The organism is Pseudomonas sp. TWI929 (assembly GCF_039673335.1).
GTDB lineage: Bacteria > Pseudomonadota > Gammaproteobacteria > Pseudomonadales > Pseudomonadaceae > Aquipseudomonas.
Genome location: NZ_JBDJLK010000052.1, coordinates 1 through 19,945 on the forward strand (window position 1 = coordinate 1; position 19,945 = coordinate 19,945).

Annotated in this window: 21 protein-coding genes; 8 read left to right on the top strand and 13 right to left on the bottom strand. The window is 62.4% G+C overall.

Features of this window, described 5'->3' with window-relative positions; all coding sequences use genetic code 11:
• Positions 1-150: 150 nt before the first annotated feature.
• Together ABE456_RS19145 and ABE456_RS19150 are read right to left on the bottom strand one after the other, a co-directional pair.
• Complete coding sequence (locus tag ABE456_RS19145) at positions 151-789, bottom strand: response regulator transcription factor (protein WP_346645316.1); 639 nt, start codon at positions 787-789, stop codon at positions 151-153.
• Complete coding sequence (locus tag ABE456_RS19150; protein WP_346645317.1) at positions 789-2,063, bottom strand: histidine kinase; 1,275 nt, start codon at positions 2,061-2,063, stop codon at positions 789-791. The genes ABE456_RS19145 and ABE456_RS19150 overlap by 1 nt, the downstream gene beginning before the upstream one ends.
• A 152-nt stretch (positions 2,064-2,215) precedes the next feature.
• On the opposite strand from ABE456_RS19150, the gene ABE456_RS19155 reads away from it, so the two are divergent.
• The 6 genes from ABE456_RS19155 (at position 2,216) to ABE456_RS19180 (ending at position 7,510) form a co-directional block, all read left to right on the top strand.
• Positions 2,216-3,409, top strand: a complete 1,194-nt coding sequence (locus tag ABE456_RS19155; protein WP_346645318.1) for an ABC transporter substrate-binding protein — start codon at positions 2,216-2,218, stop codon at positions 3,407-3,409.
• Between the two features lie 30 nt (positions 3,410-3,439).
• On the top strand, positions 3,440-4,429 hold the full coding sequence (locus ABE456_RS19160) for a YVTN family beta-propeller repeat protein (protein WP_346645319.1): 990 nt from the start codon (positions 3,440-3,442) through the stop codon (positions 4,427-4,429).
• Positions 4,426-5,166, top strand: a complete 741-nt coding sequence (locus ABE456_RS19165; RefSeq protein ID WP_346645320.1) for an ABC transporter ATP-binding protein — start codon at positions 4,426-4,428, stop codon at positions 5,164-5,166. Before ABE456_RS19160 ends, ABE456_RS19165 begins: the two co-directional genes overlap by 4 nt.
• Entirely contained in the window at positions 5,163-5,954 is a 792-nt protein-coding gene (locus ABE456_RS19170) for an ABC transporter permease (RefSeq protein ID WP_346645321.1), read from the top strand. The genes ABE456_RS19165 and ABE456_RS19170 overlap by 4 nt, the downstream gene beginning before the upstream one ends.
• 271 nt (positions 5,955-6,225) lie before the next feature.
• On the top strand, positions 6,226-6,786 hold the full coding sequence (locus ABE456_RS19175) for a PQQ-dependent catabolism-associated CXXCW motif protein (RefSeq protein WP_346645322.1): 561 nt from the start codon (positions 6,226-6,228) through the stop codon (positions 6,784-6,786).
• 58 nt (positions 6,787-6,844) lie between these two features.
• Positions 6,845-7,510 (top strand): response regulator transcription factor, encoded by a 666-nt coding sequence (locus ABE456_RS19180; RefSeq protein ID WP_346645323.1) that lies wholly within the window; start codon positions 6,845-6,847, stop codon positions 7,508-7,510.
• Positions 7,511-7,567: 57 nt separating this feature from the next.
• Here the strand turns inward: ABE456_RS19180 and ABE456_RS19185 are convergent, their stop codons facing one another.
• From ABE456_RS19185 to ABE456_RS19230, 10 genes are all read right to left on the bottom strand, one after another.
• Complete coding sequence (locus ABE456_RS19185; RefSeq protein ID WP_346645324.1) at positions 7,568-9,463, bottom strand: NahK/ErcS family hybrid sensor histidine kinase/response regulator; 1,896 nt, start codon at positions 9,461-9,463, stop codon at positions 7,568-7,570.
• Positions 9,432-10,595: a nitric oxide-sensing protein NosP gene (gene nosP / locus ABE456_RS19190; protein ID WP_346645325.1), complete on the bottom strand. Its 1,164-nt coding sequence runs from the start codon at positions 10,593-10,595 to the stop codon at positions 9,432-9,434. Before nosP ends, ABE456_RS19185 begins: the two co-directional genes overlap by 32 nt.
• Positions 10,596-10,882: 287 nt before the next feature.
• The gene (locus tag ABE456_RS19195; RefSeq protein WP_346645326.1) at positions 10,883-12,067 is read right to left on the bottom strand and encodes a porin; all 1,185 of its coding nucleotides are present in this window, start codon (positions 12,065-12,067) and stop codon (positions 10,883-10,885) included.
• A gap of 357 nt (positions 12,068-12,424) precedes the next feature.
• Positions 12,425-13,024 (bottom strand): hypothetical protein, encoded by a 600-nt coding sequence (locus ABE456_RS19200; protein ID WP_346645327.1) that lies wholly within the window; start codon positions 13,022-13,024, stop codon positions 12,425-12,427.
• A complete protein-coding gene (locus tag ABE456_RS19205) occupies positions 13,024-13,722 on the bottom strand; it encodes a hypothetical protein (RefSeq protein ID WP_346645328.1) in 699 nt (232 codons plus the stop codon). Before ABE456_RS19205 ends, ABE456_RS19200 begins: the two co-directional genes overlap by 1 nt.
• Positions 13,723-13,816: 94 nt before the next feature.
• A complete protein-coding gene (gene pstB, locus ABE456_RS19210; RefSeq protein ID WP_017148287.1) occupies positions 13,817-14,578 on the bottom strand; it encodes a phosphate ABC transporter ATP-binding protein PstB in 762 nt (253 codons plus the stop codon).
• Between the two features lie 77 nt (positions 14,579-14,655).
• Positions 14,656-15,549, bottom strand: coding sequence for a phosphate ABC transporter permease PstA (gene pstA, locus ABE456_RS19215; RefSeq protein ID WP_346645329.1), 894 nt, complete (start codon positions 15,547-15,549; stop codon positions 14,656-14,658).
• The gene (gene pstC / locus ABE456_RS19220; RefSeq protein WP_016486165.1) at positions 15,546-16,514 is read right to left on the bottom strand and encodes a phosphate ABC transporter permease subunit PstC; all 969 of its coding nucleotides are present in this window, start codon (positions 16,512-16,514) and stop codon (positions 15,546-15,548) included. The genes pstA and pstC overlap by 4 nt, the downstream gene beginning before the upstream one ends.
• Before the next feature lie 70 nt (positions 16,515-16,584).
• Positions 16,585-17,616 carry a phosphate ABC transporter substrate-binding protein PstS gene (pstS, locus tag ABE456_RS19225; protein WP_346645330.1) on the bottom strand — a complete coding sequence of 344 codons (1,032 nt, stop codon included), beginning with the start codon at positions 17,614-17,616 and terminating at the stop codon, positions 16,585-16,587.
• Positions 17,617-17,822: 206 nt separating this feature from the next.
• Entirely contained in the window at positions 17,823-18,212 is a 390-nt protein-coding gene (locus tag ABE456_RS19230; protein WP_346645331.1) for an NUDIX domain-containing protein, read from the bottom strand.
• A gap of 182 nt (positions 18,213-18,394) precedes the next feature.
• Between ABE456_RS19230 and ABE456_RS19235 the strand changes: the two genes are divergently transcribed.
• The gene (locus ABE456_RS19235) at positions 18,395-18,775 is read left to right on the top strand and encodes a termination factor Rho (RefSeq protein WP_346645332.1); all 381 of its coding nucleotides are present in this window, start codon (positions 18,395-18,397) and stop codon (positions 18,773-18,775) included.
• A gap of 30 nt (positions 18,776-18,805) precedes the next feature.
• Here the strand turns inward: ABE456_RS19235 and ABE456_RS19240 are convergent, their stop codons facing one another.
• Complete coding sequence (locus ABE456_RS19240; RefSeq protein WP_346645333.1) at positions 18,806-19,039, bottom strand: hypothetical protein; 234 nt, start codon at positions 19,037-19,039, stop codon at positions 18,806-18,808.
• 576 nt (positions 19,040-19,615) lie between these two features.
• Between ABE456_RS19240 and ABE456_RS19245 the strand changes: the two genes are divergently transcribed.
• The gene (locus ABE456_RS19245; protein ID WP_346645334.1) at positions 19,616-19,855 is read left to right on the top strand and encodes a hypothetical protein; all 240 of its coding nucleotides are present in this window, start codon (positions 19,616-19,618) and stop codon (positions 19,853-19,855) included.
• Positions 19,856-19,945 lie beyond the last annotated feature (90 nt).

Genomic DNA, 19,945 nt, shown 5'->3' on the forward strand with positions numbered 1-19,945 from the left:
GCTTGTGCTCCCACACGTGCTCAAGGCACCTCCGGCATTCAGCTTGCCATTCACCGCTCTCACTCCAGATTCTAATCCCCTCTCAAGACACAAGCGGCCTTGCGTCGCGATGGGCTGCGAAGCAGCCCCAATAATCAAAGCTGAATCACCTCACCCCGCCACCCGCACCACCCCAAGGTCAATCCCCAGGTGCACCAGCTCGGCATGCGAGCTGACCTGCAACTTGCTCTTGAGCAAAGTCAAATGGTTGGACACGGTCTTGGCACTGATGCACAACTGCTCGGCAATCACCCGCGCCGGGGTGCCCTTGGCCAGCATGGTGAAAATCTCCAGCTCACGCTGGGTCATGCGCTGCAGGCGCGGGTCGCTTTCGCCGTGTGGTGAGGTACAGGCCAACTGCGTGGCCAACGGCTGCTCGATGTAGGCATGCCCGGCCAGCACCCGCTGCACCGCCTCGATCAGCACCTCGGGCGCCGAGTTCTTGGTCAGGTAGCCCGAAGCCCCCGCCTCCAGCGCCTGGCGCACCAGCGGCAGCTCGTCGTGCATGCTGAAGAACAGCACCCGCAGTTGCGGCAGGCGCTGGCGCAGGCGGCGGGTGGTTTCCAGCCCGCTGATACCCGGCAGGCCGAAGTCCATGATCACCAGGTTGGGCACCTGTTCCTGCACTCGCGCCAGCGCCTCTTCGCCACTGGCTGCCTCGCGCACCTGCATTGTCGGCAACACCGCTCGCAATAGGCTGGCATAGCCCTGGCGGACCACGGCATGGTCATCGACCAATACGATATTCATCACACCTCCTTGGGAATGTTCAGGGCCAGCGCCCAACCGCCACCCGGGCGGCTGAGGATGCGCAAGTCACCGCCCAGGCTGCGGGCGCGCTCGGTCATCGAGTGCAGGCCCACCCCGGGGCGCTGGGGTTGCTGTGCACCGCAGCCATTGTCACGCACCAACAGGCGCAAACCCTTGGCGCTACGCTGCAGGCGCACCCGCACCTGGCTGGCACCGGCATGCCGGGCGACGTTGGTCAGCGCCTCCTGCAGCAGCCGGTACAAATGCGTCCTGCTCGGCCCGGGCAGCGCCGGCAAGTGCTCGCCAACCCGCAGGCGGCAATCGATACCCTGGCTGGCCTGCCACTGGCTGACCAACACGCCGAAGGCTTCAGCCAGTGGCATGTGCTGCAGCGCTACCGGGTACAAGTCATGCACCAGGGCACGGAAGCCTTGCTGCAAACGCTCGCAATTGAGTTCCAGGGCCTGCGCGGTCTGCTTCACCACCGTGGGCTGGTCGGCGGCCATGCGCAGCAGGCAGCCCTGGGCGCGGATACCGGCCAGGTATTGCCCGAGATCGTCGTGCAGGGTCTGCGCCAGGCGGGTACGTTCCTGTTCCTGTACCGCCAGCAGGGCCTGGGTCAGTCGGGCATTGTCGCCACGCGCCTGCTCCAGGTTCGCGACCATGCGGTTGAAGTGTTCCGCCAACTGGCGCGCTTCTGGCAGGCCGGCCTCGCGCAGGCGCGCAGTCAGCTGCCCAGCCGATACCTGGCGCAATGCCCCCAGCAGCTCGTCCAGCAGGCCCATGGCCCGGCGTACCGCCCAGCGGATGGTCACCAGGCTCAACAACAAGGCCAGGCCGCACAGGCTCAGCAGTTGCTGCAGCGAGTCCCAGACCTCGTCGATTTCATCCCGCGCATCCACGGCTATCAGCACCCGGCGCCCGTCACCCAGCTCCAGCAGCCGGCCGCTGCGGTGGCGTTCGCCGAACAGTTGGCGGCCCAGCCAGGCATCGACACCTGCTTCGCCTGGCAGCTGTGCTGCCTGCCCCGGCGCCAGCCAGTGCACCCGCACATGGCGCAGGTTCTGCGTCAGGCTGGGTTGCAGGCTGGCCGGGTCGCGTTCGGCGGTATCGGCAAGGTAGGTCACCACGGCTTCGGCAGACTGCAGCTCACGCTCGACATCGGCCACCGCCTGGTGCAGCAGCACCCCGGCACAGGCCACTGTCACCAGGGCGAAGCAGCAGGTGACCCAAAGGTTGATGCGCCACAGCGCAGGCAGGTTGATGAGGCGCATGGGCGGTTCTCTTCAGGGGCACTGCGGCCCATCGTAAAACCGCGACAGCCGCGCGGAATTACTACCTTGGTACCGGCCGAGCGCTACTTTCTGCATATTTCCCCACCCCGGCGGGCTTCCTATGCTGGCGCCATCTGCCGTGGAGTTGCTTTATGCGCCAGCCTGCCCGCCTTGCCCTGACCTGTCTGCTAACCCTGGTCGCGACGCTGTGTTCGGCCCTGGCCCCCGCTGCCCAGGGCCAGGCCACCGAACCGCTGCAAGTACGCATCGGCTACCTGGGCTATCGCCCCGACCCTGGCCCGCTGCTGTCCAATATCATCCCCGAACCCGGCGATGCCGGGCTGCAAGGCGCCGAACTGGCCATAGTCGACAGCAACAGCACCGGGCGCTTCCTGAGGCAGCAGTTCCAGCTCGCCAGCGCCAATGTCGACAGCCCTGAAGCCTTGCTGCAGGCAGCCAAGGCCCAACACGACCAGGGCCTGCGCCTGTTCGTGGTCAATGCCCCGGCCACCAGCCTGCGCGCGCTGTCTGCCGCCTTGCCCGACAGCCTGCTGTTCAACGCCGGTAGCCCCGACGACAGCCTGCGCAGCAACCAGTGCCTGGGCAATGTGCTGCACAGCCTGCCGGGCCGCGCCATGTTGGCCGATGCCCTGGTGCAGTTTTTGGTATTGCGCAAATGGCAGCGGGCCTTGCTGGTGGTCGGCCAGACCGAGGATGACCAGGCCTACGCCGCGGCCCTGCGGCGCTCGGCGAAGCGCTTTGGCGTGCAAGTGGTAGCGGAAAAAGCCTGGACCTTCGACAACGACCAACGCCGCAGTGCCCAGGCCGACATGCCGCTGTTCACGCAAACCGCCGAGTACGACGTGGTACTGGTGGCCGACGAGCGCGGCGACTTCGGTGAGTACCTGCCCTACCAGACCTGGTACCCGCGCCCAGTGGCTGGCACCCAGGGCCTGACCCCCACTGGCTGGCACAAGACCGTGGAAACCTTCGGCGCTGCGCAACTGCAAAAGCGCTTCGAGGCCCAGGCAGGGCGCTGGATGAACGACCGCGACTTCGCCGCCTGGATGGCCGTGCGCAGTATCGCCAGCGCGGTGAGCAAGCAACGCCAGGCCGAACCACGCGCCCTGCAGCAACTGCTGCTGAGCGAGCAATTGCCGCTGGACGGGTTCAAGGGCCGCAAGCTCAGTTACCGGCCATGGAACGGCGAGCTGCGCCAACCAATCCCGCTGGTGCAGCCACGCGCCCTGGTCAGCACCTCGCCGCAGGAAGGCTTCCTGCACCCGTTCAACGAAATGGACAGCCTGGGCTATGACAAGCCCGAAGTGACCTGCAGCTACCCCTGAGCCGACAACCACAACAATAAGGAATTCGCCATGCGCCGCCCCCTCTTCCCCCGGGCCCTGCTCTACCCCAGCCTGCTGTCGGGCGCCCTGGCGCTGGCCAGCGGGCACGCCGTGGCCGCCACCGCCTGGGTGTCCAACGAAAAGGACAACAGCCTCAGCCTGATCGACATGCAAACCCTGCAAGTCACCGAGACCTTGCCGGTGGGCCAGCGCCCGCGCGGCCTGCTGCTGTCCCACGACAACAAGCTGCTGTACATCTGCGCCAGTGACTCGGACCGGGTGCAGGTGATGGACGTGGCCACCCGCAAGATCATCAAGGAACTACCCTCCGGCAAGGACCCCGAGCAGTTCGCCCTGCACCCCAACGACCGCTGGTTGTACGTGTCCAACGAGGACGACGCGCTGGTGACGGTGATCGACACCGTGACCGACAAGGTGCTCGGCCAGATCGACGTCGGCATCGAGCCCGAAGGCATGGCGGTCAGCCCCGACGGCAAGTGGGCGGTCAACACCAGCGAGACCACCAACATGCTGCACTGGATCGACACCAGCACCCAGACCCTGGCCGACAGCACCCTGGTGGACCAGCGGCCGCGTTTCGTCGAGTTCAACCAGGACGGCTCGCGGCTGTGGGCCTCGGCGGAAATCGGCGGCACGGTGACCATTCTCGACGTGGCCACGCGCCAGGTGCTGAAAACCCTGAACTTCCAGATCAAGGGCGTGCACCCGGACAAGGTCCAGCCAGTGGGCATCAAGCTCAGCGCAGATGGCAAGTACGCGTTCGTCGCCCTGGGGCCGGCCAACCATGTAGCGGTGATCGATGCCAAGACGTATGAGGTGCTCGACTACCTGCTGGTCGGGCGGCGGGTCTGGCAGCTGGCATTCACCCCCGACCAGACCCAGTTGCTGGCCACCAACGGGGTTAGCGGCGACGTGTCGGTGATCGATGCGAAGAACCTCAAGGTGCTCAAGTCGGTGAAGGTCGGCCGCTACCCCTGGGGTGTGGTGGTGACGCCATGAACGCCCTCGAAGTCAGTGACGTGAGCTTTGCCTACGGCCAGCGCGAGGCACTCAGGCAGGTGGGTTTCAGCCTGGCACCCGGGCGCTTCGCCGCGCTGTTGGGCCCCAATGGTGCCGGCAAGTCAACCTTGATCGCCCTGCTCACCCGCCTGTACGACCTGCAACAAGGCGACATCCGCGTGTGCGGCTGCTCGCTGCGAAACGCCGCGCGCCCGGCCTTGCGCCAGCTAGGCGTGGTGTTTCAACAAAGCACTTTGGACCTGGACCTTAGCGTTGAGCAGAACCTGCGCTACCACGCCGCGCTGCATGGCCTGTCGCGGCGCCAGAGCCACCTGCGGGTCGATGCCGAACTGGCCCGCCAGGGCCTCGGCGAACGCCGGCACGATCGCGTGCGCGAGCTGAACATCGGCCATCGGCGCCGGGTGGAAATTGCCCGCGCGCTGCTGCATGAGCCGCGCTTGCTGTTGCTCGACGAAGCCAGTGTCGGCCTCGACCCGGCCAGCCGCCTGGCGCTCAACCAGCACCTTCGGCGGCTGTGCCGCGAGCAGCAGCTGAGTGTGCTGTGGACCACCCACCTGCTGGACGAAGTGCAGCCCAGCGATGACCTGCTGATCCTGCATCAGGGGCGCCTGGTGGCCAGCGGCAAGGCCGATGCGCTGAGCCTGGAGCACGGCGGCGACCTCGACAATGCCTTTGCCCGCCTGACCAGCACGCCCTCAGGAGCCCATGCCCGATGAACGCTTACTGGCAATGTTTCAACGGCATCATGCTGCGCGAATGGCTGCGCTTCGTGTTGCAGCGCACGCGCTTGCTCAGCGCCCTGGTGCGCCCGCTGCTGTGGTTGCTGGTGTTCGCCGCCGGGTTTCGTGCGGCCCTGGGCATAGCAATCATCGAGCCCTACGCCACCTACATCCCCTATGAGGTGTACATCATCCCGGGGCTGGCTTGCATGATCCTGCTGTTCAACGGCATGCAGGGCTCGTTGTCGATGGTCTATGACCGCGAGATGGGCAGCATGCGCGTGCTGCTGACCAGCCCATTGCCGCGGCCATTCCTGCTGGGCAGCAAGCTGTTGGCGACCGCGTTGATATCGCTGCTGCAGGTGTATGCCTTCCTGGCCATTGCCTGGGTGTACGGCGTGCAACCGCCTGCCGCAGGTTTGCTGCTGGCGCTGCCGGCGTTGCTGCTGGTGGCCTTCATGCTCAGTGCCCTGGGGCTATTGCTGTCGAACGCGATCCGCCAGCTGGAGAACTTTGCCGGGGTGATGAACTTCGTGATCTTCCCGCTGTTTTTCCTCTCTTCGGCGTTATACCCGTTGTGGAAGATGCGCGAGGCCAGCGAATGGTTGTACTGGCTGTGCGCGGTGAACCCGTTTACCCATGCCGTGGAGCTGGTGCGGTTTGCCCTGTATGAGCGGCTGAACCTGCTGGCGCTGGCGGTGTGCCTGGGTTTGACCGCACTGTTCACGCTGCTGGCGATACTCACCTTCAACCCCCAGCATGCGGCGCTGCGCAAGCCGCGTTGAAAACCTGGCATGTGAACGCGCTTTTCTTGTGGGAGCGGCCTTGTGTCGCGATAGGGCCGCAAAGCGGCCCCTCGATTTGAGCTGCGCTGCACATACTGCTGGGGCTGCTTCGCAGCCCTATCGCGACACAAGGCCGCTCCCACAGGGCCCGCATCAAGGCTGATACGGTGTTTACCCTCTACTACTTTAGTACTGCATTTACTGTCTATCGTCGCATTCACAAAGCACCGCCACTGGCATGTAATGGGCCTATAACAAAAAGGAAATACCCATGCCTCGTGCCCTGCCCCGGCTGCCACGCCTATCGCTGGCGGCGCTTTCGCTAAGCCTGTCGCTGGGCATCGCCCAGGCCGATACCGCGCCGCTGTTCTCCACCGAGGGCTATCGCACCACCCTCTACCGCAGCCCAACCCCGCAGCAGGTCGCGGGCGGCCAGGTCATCGACACCAACACACTCCAGCGGTTGCTGGGCCAACAGCCCAGGCCGGTACTGATCGACGTCTATCGCCGCCAATGGCTGCAAGGCCGCTTCATCGAAGACGAACCGCACAGCAACCTCCCCGGCAGCCTGTGGCTGGCCAACACCGGCGACGGCGTACTGAGCCCGGCCTGGCAGGACTACTTCGTGCGTAACCTGCAAAAAGCCACTGCCGGGCACCCGGAGCAACCACTGGTCTTTTACTGCCGCTCCGATTGCTGGTTAAGCTGGAACGCGGTAAAACGCGCAAAAGCCCTGGGCTATACCAATTTGTATTGGTACCGCGACGGCCTGGACGCCTGGCAGCAAGCCAACCTGCCAGTGCAGCCGGCGCAACCGCAGCCCTTCCCCTGAAGCCATCGCCTGCGAACGCGTGCCCCGCCCAATCCAATAAAAACGAGGTGAAAAGGCCATGTACAAAATTTTGATTGCCGACGATCACCCACTGTTTCGCGAAGCCATCCACAACGTCATCAGCGATGGTTTCCAAGGCAGCGAAGTCATGGAAACCGCCGACCTGGACAGCGCCCTGGCCTTGACCCAGGCGCATGACGACCTCGACCTGATCCTGCTCGACCTGAACATGCCCGGCATGCATGGCCTCAATGGCCTGATCACCTTGCGCAACGAGGCCCCGACCACGCCGGTGGTGATCGTTTCGGCCGAGCAGGAAAAGCAGATCGTGCTGCAGGCCATCACCTACGGCGCCGTCGGTTTCATCACCAAGTCTTCGCCGCGCTCACAAATGATCGAAGCGATCGAGCAAATCCTCAACGGCAATGTCTACCTGCCGCCCGACATCATTCGCGCGCAGAAAAGCAGCAGCAGCCGGCGCCACAACGATGCCCCGAGCTTCCCGCCGGAAATGCTCCAGGCCCTGACCCGCAAGCAGCTGCTGGTGCTTGAACGCATGACCAAGGGTGAGTCGAACAAACAGATCGCCTACACCCTGGATATCGCCGAGACCACAGTCAAGGCGCACGTTTCGGCGATACTGCGCAAGCTCAATGTGCACAACCGGGTACAGGCCATTCTCAGTGCTGGCGATATCGATTTCGCTGATTACCTGCGGCGCTGAAACCGCTGTTTGGGGCCGCCTTGCGGCCCCAATAACACTCAGTTTCTGGCACCTCATCTAGCCTTGGCTGCTCAGCAAATGGCTCATCGCGGTCTTCAGCTTCATGGGCCGCACCGGCTTATGCATCAGGGTGTGGCCCAACTCGCGTATCTGCTGCTTGAGGTCGTTGCTGTAGTTGGCGGTAATCATCAGCGCCGGTAACGGCTGGGTACGGCGGGCATTGATCCGCGCCACGGCATCGACACCGTTGCAGTCGTTGTCCAGGTGGTAGTCGGCAATCAGCAGGTCGGCCTCGGCGTGGTAGTTGTCCACCTGGCGCGCCAGGTCTTCTTCCGACAGCGCGGTGACCACCCGGCAGCCCCAACCCTCCAGCAATGTGCGCATGCCGGCGCAAATTGCCGCATCGTTATCCAGCACCCACACCCGCGCCCCGCGCAGGCGTTCGAGCATGGGCTCGCAAAGTGCCTGGTTCGGCTGGGCCCTGGGTGCAGTGGCGCTCAACGGCACTTCAACTGCGAACACCGAGCCTTTGCCAAGCCATGAGCGCACGCGAATCCGGTGGCCGAGGATACCGGCGATTTTCTCGACAATCGCCAGGCCCAGGCCCAGCCCGCGGTCCTGATCTGGGCGCTGCACATCACCGCGCTTGAACTCCTGGAACATCTCGTCCAGGTGCTCTTCGGCAATGCCGATACCGCTGTCCCACACTTCGATGCGCAAGCCGCCACGCAGGCGCCGGCAACCCAGCACCACGCGCCCGCTGCGGGTGTAGCGGATGGCATTGCTGAGCAGGTTGCGCAGGATCCGCGCCAACAACTGGATGTCACTGCGAACCACCGCAGAACAACCCACGAAGTGCAGCGCCAGCCCCTCGCTACGCGCCACCTGGGCGTATTCTGCGGCGAGGTTGTCCATCAGTTCGCTGAGGGCGAACGGGGCGACATCGGCCTTGATCACCCCGGCATCGAGCTTGGAAATGTCCACCAGGGTGCCCAGCAGGTTCTCCACATCTTCCAGCGAGTTGCTGACATTTCGCACCAGATGAGCACAGTTTTGCGGCTCGCGGCTTTCAAGCAAAGCGCTGGTAAACAGCCGTGCCGCATTCAGCGGTTGCAGCAGGTCGTGGCTGACTGCGGCAAGGAACTTGGTTTTCGACAGGTTGGCCTGTTCGGCCTCGCGCTTGGCCTCGCGCAACCGCGACTCTGCCCGGCTGCGCTCTTCGATTTCGCGCAGCAGCTGGTCGTTGAGGCTGGTAAGCTCAGCGGTACGCTCGCGCACCCGCTGCTCCAGGTGCTGATAGGCCTGGTGCAGCGCCTGTGCAGTGTTGCGGCGCTCGGTGATGTCGCGGATCAGCACGAAGATGCCCACCACCTCACCGTTGGCCAGGCGGTTAGGCACGTAGGAGCGCAACATGTAGCGCTCCTGCCCGTTGATGTTGGTTTCGGCAAACTCGAACGTGACGCTCTCCCCCGCCAGCGCCCGCACCACGTAGGTTTCCAGGCGCTGGTAGTGCTGTTCGCTGTGCGCCTCGCGCAGGCTCTGGCCAAGCATTACACCACGCGGCCAGCAGTACCATTCTTCATAGACCTTGTTGGTGAATTCGTAGACCAGGTCGGCGTTCAAGTAAGCGATCAGCGCCGGGACATTGTCGGTAATCAGGCGAATCTGGTGCTGGTGGGCAGTCTCGGCCCGCTGCCGGGCCTCGCTGAGCAGGTGGTTGACGGCCTTGAGCTCGGCCATGGCCTGGCTCAGGGCATCGGTGCGTTCACGCACCTGCTCGGCCAGCACCACCGAGTGCTGGAACGCGGCGTAAGGGTCGTTGCCGCGGGTTACCCCGGACTCGATGCGTTCGATCAGCGCGCCATTGATGCGCTGCAGCTTGTGGTTCTGCTGCTGCAGGCGGGTGACCTCGGCCTGCAGTTCAGCGACCGACAGGTGGCCGGTTGCGGGCAATGGCGACCCCGGTGAAGGTCTGGTTGATGTGCATGCCATTGAACTGTTCTCCGTAGGTGTTGAAGCCGATTACCCGCTGTTCACGCAGGAACGCACCCACCGGTTCCAGGCCGTGCTGGCCCTGCAGTTCCAGGCGCCGCAGGAAGCAATCGCAGCCGATGGTCAGCAGCAGCGGGCCGAGGCGTTGGTGCAGGCCGTCGAACAGCTGGTGCAAGTTCGGCAACAGCGGCCCCGGGCTCATGGCCGTGAGCACGATGCCGTTTTCCACCGCGCAGTAGAAACTCAGGCTCAGGTCCGGGTGCACTTGCTGGATCGCCCGCACGTAGTACTGGTCGTGAATGCGCACAGCCAGCGGGTGGGCGGCGAACACCTGGTAATCGAGTGCCGCCACCGGCACGCCGATGTGCCGGGCGTACTCCTCGGCAGCGGGTTCGGCATTCAGCTCGAAAACCCGCCGCTGGGTACTGTCGGCACCGGTGACCACCAGTTTTTCTTCCCGTGGCTGGATGTGGTGGGTGGTGAACACTTCGAAGTCGAGCCAGGTATTGACCAACACCACTACTGCTGCGCCGTGGTGGAACGCGCCGCCGTAATACACATGGGTGCGGGTCAGGTAGTTGTCATCGCCCGCCGAACCGCCAAAATGCGGGATGTCGCCCAGTGCTGCGCTGAGGGCGGCGAGCACCATCTCCTCGCGGCTGGACAAACCGTCGAGCAAGGTCAGGGCAAAGCTATGGCCTTTGATTGGCGCCAAGGTATTGCTGCGACAGGTACCAACCAGGCGTTCGACCATCTGCTGCGCGTCGATCAGGCTGAAGCGCTCCATTTCATCGATCAGCTCGGTGGCAATGGAAAAATGCCGGTAATCGAAACCCACCGCCGTCACGCAATTACGGCCGTAGCCCAGCGGGGTGATTTCGCCGGCGCTGGTGCAGCCGACCAGGCGGATGCCGCCAAAACCTTGCTCCAGGGCTTCACCCAGTGCCTGCAAGTCGTATTCGGCAGAACAGAAGAACAGCACGAAACCCAGGTGCGGGTGCAGCAACTGCCGCGCCAGTTCCTGGGCGGCTAGCCGGGCGTCGGTAGCCTGGGACATGGCGCTGACCACACCGTCGTTGTGAGCCTGCTGCATCGTGGTCTCCGGCGCGGGGTGGCTGAGGGGCCAGTGTACGAAGGTGGGTACGGGGGACGAATGCTACTTGGGTAGCGGGTGGGCGGTTCCATGGGTGTAAAAGTCCCATATGCGCGTAGATATCAAACTCTCCGAGCCAGCCACCGTCACTGTGGGAGCGGGTTTACCCGCGAAGAATGCGCCGCGGTGCATGGCACCGGCTTCGCCGGTGTTCGCGGGTAAACCCGCTCCCACAGGGACGGTGTCAGTCCCCAGCGCGATGCGCACGCCGGGGGCAGCAAGTGGCTTTACCAGGTCAACACCGCCCCCACTGCAAAGGTGTCGGTATCTTCGTTCTGCGCGCTGGTTTCATGCCCATCGATGGAAAACTGGTTGTACTCGGCCACCAGCTTGAGGTTGTCGTTGACGTCATGGAAAAACGCCACGCCACGGGTCTCGTAGTCCGCACCGCTGCCCACCGCGCCGTTGCCATCGTCCTTGGTCTTGCCATAGGACAGTGCCACACGGTTCTTGCCAAACTTGTACGAGCCCTGCAGCAGGTAGCCGTCACTGTCGACATTGCGCAAAACCGGTTCGCCCGCGTTGTTGGTGAAAAACGGGTTGATACCCTTGGCCTGAAACCCCGAGCCGGTCAGCGACCAGCCGCCCATCTTGGCCTGCACACCATAGCCAACGCCTTTGGAAGTGACCGACTCCACCGTCGGGTCAGTGTTGTCGGAGGTCTGGTAGCTGCCGTTGACCCAGCTGTAGATCTGCGCCCCGGCCAGGTCGAACTGGTAGGTGATCTCGCTCTCCGTGCGCGGGTTTTCCTGGTAGGCCTTGCCGGTCGGGCTGCTGTCGTTGGTGTCCACCGGGTCCATGATGCCCACCGCCACCCGCAGGCCGTCCATCACCGGGGTGCGGTAGGTGATCTGCGAGGTGGGGAACGGGTATGGGTAGCCACTGCCGATGTTGCCGAACGACACCCCGCCGCCGTCCACCAGCCCAAGCGTGTCACTGACCTGGCCATAACCTGCCAACAGCTCGTCAAGCAGGATGTTGGACCGCGCGAACAGCCCGAAGTCCTTGCCGATCAGCACTTCGCCCCACTCGGGGTTGGCCACCGTGCCGTAGAACTGGCGCACGTCGATGGCGGTGTCGGTGCCGTTGGTTTCGCTGTCGTTGATGGTTACCCAGAACGAGGCACGCGCCCCGAGTTTCAGGTCATCCACCTGCTTGCCCATGTTGAAGCCGATGTAGTTGGGTAAAAAGCCCATCTTCACCCGCGACTGGCGGCGATCGAACTGCTCGCCTTCACGGTCGACTTCGCTGTTGACGTAGAAGGCGTTGATGTAGCCATCGGTGGAAAACGTCGTCTGCTCCTTGTCGTACAGCATGATCTCGGCTTCGGCGACGCTGCTCAGGCCCAGGGCAGAAAAGCTGGCGATGGCGGCAGCCAGGAAACGTGGGGACAGATTGTTATTGTTGTACATGACGCGCTCCGAAACGGGGACGGGATGTCGGAGGCGATTATCAGAAGTGGGCAAACAGCCAGAAACGCTGCTTTGGCGTGGGGTGTCGGGTGCTTTGGGGTGGAGGGTGTGGCGCGGTGATTTGGTCCCGGTACCTGCTTGGGCCTGGGTTCAAGACTTAGGCTGTAGACATGAGTAGCAGACGGGTATCAATACGCCTGAATGAACTGGGGCCGCCTTGCGGCCCTTCGCGGGCTTGCCCGCTCCCACAGGTATGGCGCCGGACTCAGGACATGCGCGATCCCTACGGGAGCGGGCAAGCCCGCGAAGGGCTGCAAAGCAGCCCCATTTTCACTGTCTCAGCAGCATCGCTTACCTTCAGGAAGCCAGCGCCTGCGAACGCTGACATGCCGGCATTTCATAGCGGTGCGGTTGCTGCCAGGCCAGCCGTGCCTGCACATCGACTGCCGCGTCCTTCACCTTCTGTGCCCAGTGCTCATCCTTCGGGCACACCACCACCACGCGGAAACCGTGGTCTACGCCTTCCAGGCGCACGCCTTCGGAATCATCCACATGCAGGTCGATATCGAAGGCCGACGGCAGCTTGGATGGCGAATTCACCAGCCCGTTCTGGGCCAGGATGTGCTGGTGCCGGTCACTGTTGACCACGCCATCGACATGGATGCCATAGAGCATCAGCCAGCGGCGGATGTAGGCCGGGGTGCGCCCCGAAGAGGTGTAGATCCAGATGCTGCAGCCCTGGCGACGCAGGTCGCGGATCAACTCGCGTGTGCCACTGCGCAGGGGCTCGCCCAACCAGCGATGGACGAAGCCAGGCAGCTTGCTGTCCTCGGCGGCGGCATGCTCGGGCTGGCAGGCCAGCGTGTCGTCGATGTCGAACGAAATGCGTACCTGGCCGCGCTTGAGCTTGCGTTCGATGGCTTGCCGCCCGCGTTCCAACATGGATACCGGTTGCATCAGCGGCTCCCCTCACAGGCAGGCACGTGCGTGCCACGCAGGAAGAACTTGCCAGGCTCAGGCGCCTTCGCTTCAAGGAAAGCCGCGTACTTTTTCTTGATCTTGGGTAATTCGTACAATGCCTTGACACCGTGTTTAGCGGAGTTGCGTATGACCGAGGACGGGTTGAAGTAACCCTCGGCGTTGTCCAGCGACAGCACGAATGGCGGTAGCCCGGCACGCATCAGCAGGTAGCTGACAATGAGCGAACCCGTGCGGTTGTTGCCTTCGATGAACAGCTGCGGCTTGCTGAGGATTCGCACATACACACCGGCCGCCCGCTTCCAGATCGAGTCACTGCCATACGAGCTGTACCAGTTGTACAAATCCTTGATGCCACCTTCCACGTTGTTGAAAAAGTGCGCCTCGGTCGCGGCCAGGTGCGGGGCGAATTCCACGCGCCGGGCCGGGTCGCTGCCACACAGCACGGTGGCGTTGATTTCCAGCATCAGGTTCAGCTGTTGCAGGTCGAACAGGTCGATACCGCGAGCGACATAGTCGTCAATCAAGGCATAACCTTCAACCACGTTCAGCAGCACCTCATCGGTAAATGGATCACGCGGTTCGGTGAAATGCTGGCTGAGTTCGGCAAAACGGCCTTGCACCTCGCGCAGTGCGCGCTCTACCGCTGACAGATCAAGACGACGCGTCGCTCGCATTGGAAATCCCGGGTAACACTTTAACGGAAGGTAACGCGGCCGGGTGTTGCACCCCCCCTGGTTGCAACACCCGGCCACCTAGGTAATCACTGACTCAGCTGAACTTGCCGCTGATGTAGTCACTGGTCAGTTGTTCGCGCGGGTTCTGGAAGATCTGCGCGGTAGGGCCCATCTCGACCAGGTAGCCGGTACGGGTACCCTGGGAGATATCGACCGAGAAGAACGCCGTGGTGTCGGCCACACGAATCGCCTGCTGCATGTTGTGGGTCACCAGGGCGATGGTGTAGTCCTTCTTCAGCTCGACCATCAACTCTTCCACCCGGCGGGTGGCAATCGGGTCGAGTGCCGAGCACGGCTCGTCCAGCAGCAGCACTTCCGGTTCAGTAGCAATGGCGCGGGCAATGCACAGACGCTGCTGCTGGCCACCGGACAGGGACAGGCCGCTGACCTTGAGCTTGTCCTTCACTTCGTCCCACAGCGCGGCGCCCTGCAAGGCATGCTTCACGCGGTCACCCAGGTCGCCTTTGTAGCGATTCAGGCGCAGGCCAAATGCGACATTGTCGAAGATGCTCATCGAGAACGGGTTCGGCTGCTGGAACACCATGCCGATGTAACGGCGCACTACCACAGGGTCTACGCCCTTGCCGTAGACATCTTGCCCAAGGAAGTGCACATGGCCTTCGAAGCGGAAACCCTTCACCAGGTCGTTCATGCGGTTGAGGCTACGCAGCACGGTACTCTTGCCGCAGCCGGACGGGCCGATGAAGCCGGTGATTTCGTTTTTGCGGATCGGCACATGGCTGTCGCGTACTGCCATGAAGTTGCCGTAGAAGATCTTGTCCAGCTTGCAGTCCATGACGATAGGGGTTGCTTCGCTGGCCACGGGAGCGGCTTTTTGCGCAGTGGATACGTTCAAGTTGGATGCTCCCTTTCTCAATACTTGGGCTTGCCGAATACACGGCTAAGAATGTTGATTACCAGCACGATCATCACCAGTACCAGCGACGCCGCCCAGGCGAGTTCGAGCTGGTTGTCAAATGGCATGCCGGAGAAGTTGTAAATCAGTACGGCGAGCGAGGCTGTGGGGTTCATCACCGCCAGATCGCCGTTGTGGTAGATCCAGTAGTTGCTGAACAGCGCGGTGAACAGCAGCGGCGCGGTTTCGCCAGCGGCACGGGCCACGGCCAGCATCACGCCGGTGAGGATGGCGGGCAGGCCGGTAGGCAGGACGATCTTGCAGATCACCTGTGCACGGGTGCAGCCCATGCCGTAGGCGGCATCCTTCATGATCTTGGGCACCATCTTCATCGACTCTTCGGCCGTCAGCACCACGATTGGCAGCATCAGCACCGCCAGCGCCACACCGCCCGCCGGTGCCGAGTAGGTGCCGGTAGTCATTACCACCAGGGCGTAGGCAAATACGCCTGCCAGGATCGACGGCAGGCCGGTGAGCATCTTGGCGGCAAAGCGCGCGGCGTTGGCCAGCTTGCTGTCCGGGCCGAGCTCGGCCAGGAACACCGCTGCCAGGATACCCACCGGCACCGCGATGGCTGCGGCAATACCAACCATGACGAAGGTACCGGCCATGGCGTTGCCGAAACCGCCGCCCATCTCGAAGCCGGTCGGCGGCAGTTCGGTGAACACCTCCAGGTTGAGGCGTGCACCACCGCGGGTGATCAGCATGTACAGCACGGAAATCAGCGGCACGCTGGCCACCAGTGCCGCGAACCAGGCCAGCGTGGTCAACACCAGGCTGCGCAGGGCACGGCCTTCCAGCTTGCGTTGCAGGCTGGGCAAAGCGGCTACAGGGGTCGTCAAGTCAGTCATTGTTTGTTACCCCGCTGGGCGTAGAGCATGATCATCGAGCCGAGCACGTTCACCAGCAGGGTGATGAACATCAGCACCAGTGCCGCGTACATCAGCACTTCGACTTCGTTCGGGCCGGCTTCCGGGAAGTTCAGCGCCAGCAGCGCTGCCAGGGTGTTGGCCGGGGCGAACAGGGACAGGGAAATGGTGTTGGCGTTGCCGACCAGCATGGCCAGCGCCATGGTTTCACCCAGTGCGCGGCCCAGGCCCAGCACCAGCGAGCCGAAGATGCCAGTGGCAGCGGATGGCACCATCACTTTGAGGATGGCTTCCCAGTGCGTGGTGCCCATGCCATAGGCAGCCTGCTTGGTTTTCATCGGTACGCTGGTCAGCGCATCCTGGGAAACGGCGGCAATGGTCGGCAGGATCATGATGGCCAGTACCAGGGCTGCAGGCAGCAGGCCAGGCCCGCTCAAGGAGGTGCCGAAAAACGGGATCCAGCCCAGCTCGCTGTTCAACCAGGCGGTCAGCGGGCGAATCGCCGGGATAACCACATAGATGCCCCACAGGCCATAAACCACGCTGGGGATGGCGGCGAGCAACTCGACGATGGTGCGAAACACCGCGGCGAGCTTGGCCGGCAGGAAATCCTGGGTAAGGAAAATGGCCATGCTGACGCCGAAGAAACCTGCGATCAACAATGCGATAAAGGCGCTGTAAAGCGTGCCCCAGATCGCTGGCAGAATACCGTACTTGCCTTGGTTAACGTCCCAGACGCTGCCAAACAGCACATCGAAGCCGTGCTTTTCAATACCGGGCAGTGCCTTGCGGCCCACTTCGTAGACCAGCGCGAAGACCAGCGCCAGCACCAGCACCACACCAATGCGCGCAAGCGCACGGAAGGTGCGATCGACCAGGAAGTCTTTCGCAGACGGTGGCTGGCACGCGGAGTCGGGGTTATCCGGTATGGCAAAAGGTGTGTTCATTGGCGAGTTCCGGGACAAGGGACAAACACCCCCGGCATGGCTTCATGCCAATACCGGGAGCGCCTGGGTATTACTGGATGTTGGCAGACGCTTTACGCACCTGGTCGACAACCGACGGTGGCAGCGGGATGTAACCCATCGAGTCGGCGATCTTCTGGCCTTCGGTCAGGCTGTATTCGACCATTTCACGCATGGCCTTGGCCTTGGCCGGGTTGCCGTTGTCCTTGCGGAAGATCATCCAGGTGTAGGAAGTGATCGGGTAGGACTTGGCACCCTCCGGGTCCGGCAGGGTAGCGACCAGGTTTTCAGGCATTTTCACCGCAGCCAGTGCCTCGGCACCGCTCTCGGCGTTCGGCACGACGTATTGGCCGGCCTTGTTCTGCAGCTGGGCGAAGTCGACCTTGGCCAGCTTGGCGAAGCCGTACTCGATGTAGCCGATGGCGCCTGGGGTCTGGCGAACAGTGGCGGTTACGCCATCGTTCTTCGGCGACTTGATGAACTTGTCGGTGGCCGGCCAGTTGACGGTATTGCCTTCACCCAGTGCTTCCTTGAAAGCCGGGTTGATGGCCGACAGGTGCTTGGTGAACACGGCGTTGGTGCCGCTGGAGTCAGCACGCACGACCACGGTGATCGGCATGTCAGGCAGCTTCAGCTCTGGGTTGGCGGCAACGATTTGCGGGTCGTTCCACTTGGTGATCTTGCCCAGGAAGATGTTGGAGTACGCATCGCGTGGCAGCTTCAGGCCCTTCGGGTTGCCCGGCAGGTTGTAGGCCAGGACGATTTCACCGGCGGTCATTGGCAGCAATTGCACGCCTTCGCCAACCTTGGCAATGTCTGCTTCGCTCATGGCCGAGTCGCTGGCGGCGAAGTCGACGGTCTTGTTCAGGAAGTCCTGAACGCCTGCGCCGCTACCCTTGGACTGGTAGTCAACAGTGACGCTGTCTGCGTTCTTGCTGAAGTCCTTGAACCAGGTCAGGTAGATGGGTGCAGGGAAGCTGGCGCCGGAACCGGTCAGGCGGACATTATCTGCGGCAAAGGCTGCACCAGTGGCGCAAAGGGAGACGGCAACAGCGAGTGCAGCAGACTTCATCAGGCGTATCATCTAAATGTGCTCCGTGTGATGGCCGGCACACTTTGCATCAGCTGTGTTACAGCTTTGTGACTATTGAATGGCAGAGCGCGCGGTAGAGCTTTTTGCCTGTGCCATGACGGCAAATCCATGTCATACCCTGGTAATCGAAGGCGGCTCGATAGCCAGCTTCTTGGCGCCCGTTGTCACGAGCCAGGCACAATCTGACAGGCATTGCCCTACGCGCAGCGCCTGAGCAAAGTCTTGATCGGGCGCCGCACCCTGCGCTTCGCCACCTGCCTGGGCTTGAGCCAGCGACAGGCGTCAATTTCGTTCAGTGGGCGGGGTTTGTCCCCAGCCTTGCGAGCTTCGAACAGGTAGTGAATAACCCGCTCTTCGCGGTACTCGCTGACAAAACGTAGTTCATCAAATGCCAGGCCGGTCTCTTCCGCCATCTCGCGCCGAGCAGCCTGCAGCGGCGTTTCATCCGGCTCGACCCTGCCACCCGGGAGGTTCCACTTGGCATTGCGCTTGCGCACAAAAAGAACCTGGCCATCCTTGCGGTAAATCACCGTGGCGCGGAGCTTGATGCCTTTGCGCCTGGCTGTAGCGCTGTCCATTGCCTTCATGAGTCATCCCGGTTCGACCAGTTGGACCGCAGCCCTGTAACGGCTCTTGTCTCAACCCTAAAGGCTGAATGTGTCGATTGGATGACTGCCGGCCAAGGCAAGCGCACCGTCCGTCCATTACCCGGCACTCTGCTGGCGCGCAGGCTTTCAACCGCTCAGGCAAACCAGCAGGAGTGAAGACCATGCCACGCGGCGACAAGGGCAAGTACACCGACAAGCAGAAGCGCAAGGCCGAGCACATAGAGGAGAGCTACGAGCACAAGGGCGTGTCGAAAGATGAAGCCGAAGCGCGTGCCTGGGCCACCGTCAACAAGCAATCCGGAGGTGGCGAGAAGAAAGGAGGCTCGGGGAAAACGACATCTGCCAGTGAAAAGAAAACTGCTCGCTCGGACTCTGCCAAGCGGGCGGCCAAAACCCGCCAGGGTCATTCGCGGACCTCGGGCAGCTCTCTGGAAAGCCAGAGCAAAGAGAGCCTGATGAAGGAAGCACGCAGTAAAGACATCAAGGGGCGCTCCAGCATGACCAAGGCTGCATTGGTAGAAGCGCTGCGTAAACACGGTTGATGGCTCCGGCAGCGCCGGTATTCGCGTGCGTCAACCATTACCCGCAATATCCGCTTCGTCGACATCCAGGCAACTGTTGCGCGATGAGCACTGGAATTCCGCCTCGGCACGGGTCGGGTAATTGAGGCTCAGACGCAGCTTTTCCTGTGTGTCGTACAGGTCATAGCCCGCCGCCAATGTGGCGGGAAAGCCAAGGTTTCGAGGATAGATTTCTTTCTTGAGCGGCACGGCTGGAACCACCACAAAGCGCGTCTGCATGATCATCCCTCTTCGGCAGTGCTTAAGTATTAGTACCGTTACAGGAAAGCATCAAGCTGGCTCATGCAAATTGTACCGGCCAAAACCTGGCGATACATCAACAGGCTGACAGTAGAGCCTTGCAGCACTTGTAGGGTTGGCCCTGCAGTCCGGTGATACCGCCATCGCCCGCCCCGCTCTTCGTGGTGCGCGTCGGGCGATTGGCGCCGGTAACCGATGTGGTCATGCTGAACATGGAGGGGCTCTCAGCCGCAAGTGGTCGAGTAGTTAGTCGCACCGCGAACATAAGCTATAACTGCTCGCTACATCCAAGGCACCGCCGGATCTAACTCGGTCCAAGAAAAAGGCTGCCTGGTTCTGGCGCTAGTTATCGAAGTTGACTAGATTTTCCATTTAGATATGTTGTTTGGCGGCCTACGATCCAACTGGTCGGGTCAGTCAATTGTCCCTCTGCTTTTAGCGCTTAGTTGAACCTCAGTTGTGCGCCTGAGCCAGGTACGGCTACCTGCAGATGCAATGCGTGGAAGCCGAACGCTTCACCAGACGGTGAAGCACCTCCTGGTTACAGCGAGGAGAATCAGCATGGCGTATCGGTTTGACGGGGTTTGCGTGGAAATCGCTGCCCCCTACTCCCCCCACTTCCTCGTGATCGGCCTGTGCATGGCTGTCGTCAAGCTTGCCATGCGCCACGCAGCCAGTGTCCCCGGTCACGCGTTCAAAACCCTCGACGTCAGAATGCCCGAACTCAATTGGCTGACATTTCGCCGCGCCAGTCATCCGGCTCATCAGCATCTCAGCCTGGGCGCTGCGTTCTCTCCTTAGTTGCACAAACAGGCAGGTTATTTCTTCAGGAAGAAGGCATCCGGCTTCATCGGCGCTGCTGTTTCTTACAGCAGCTGTAAGGCTATTGAA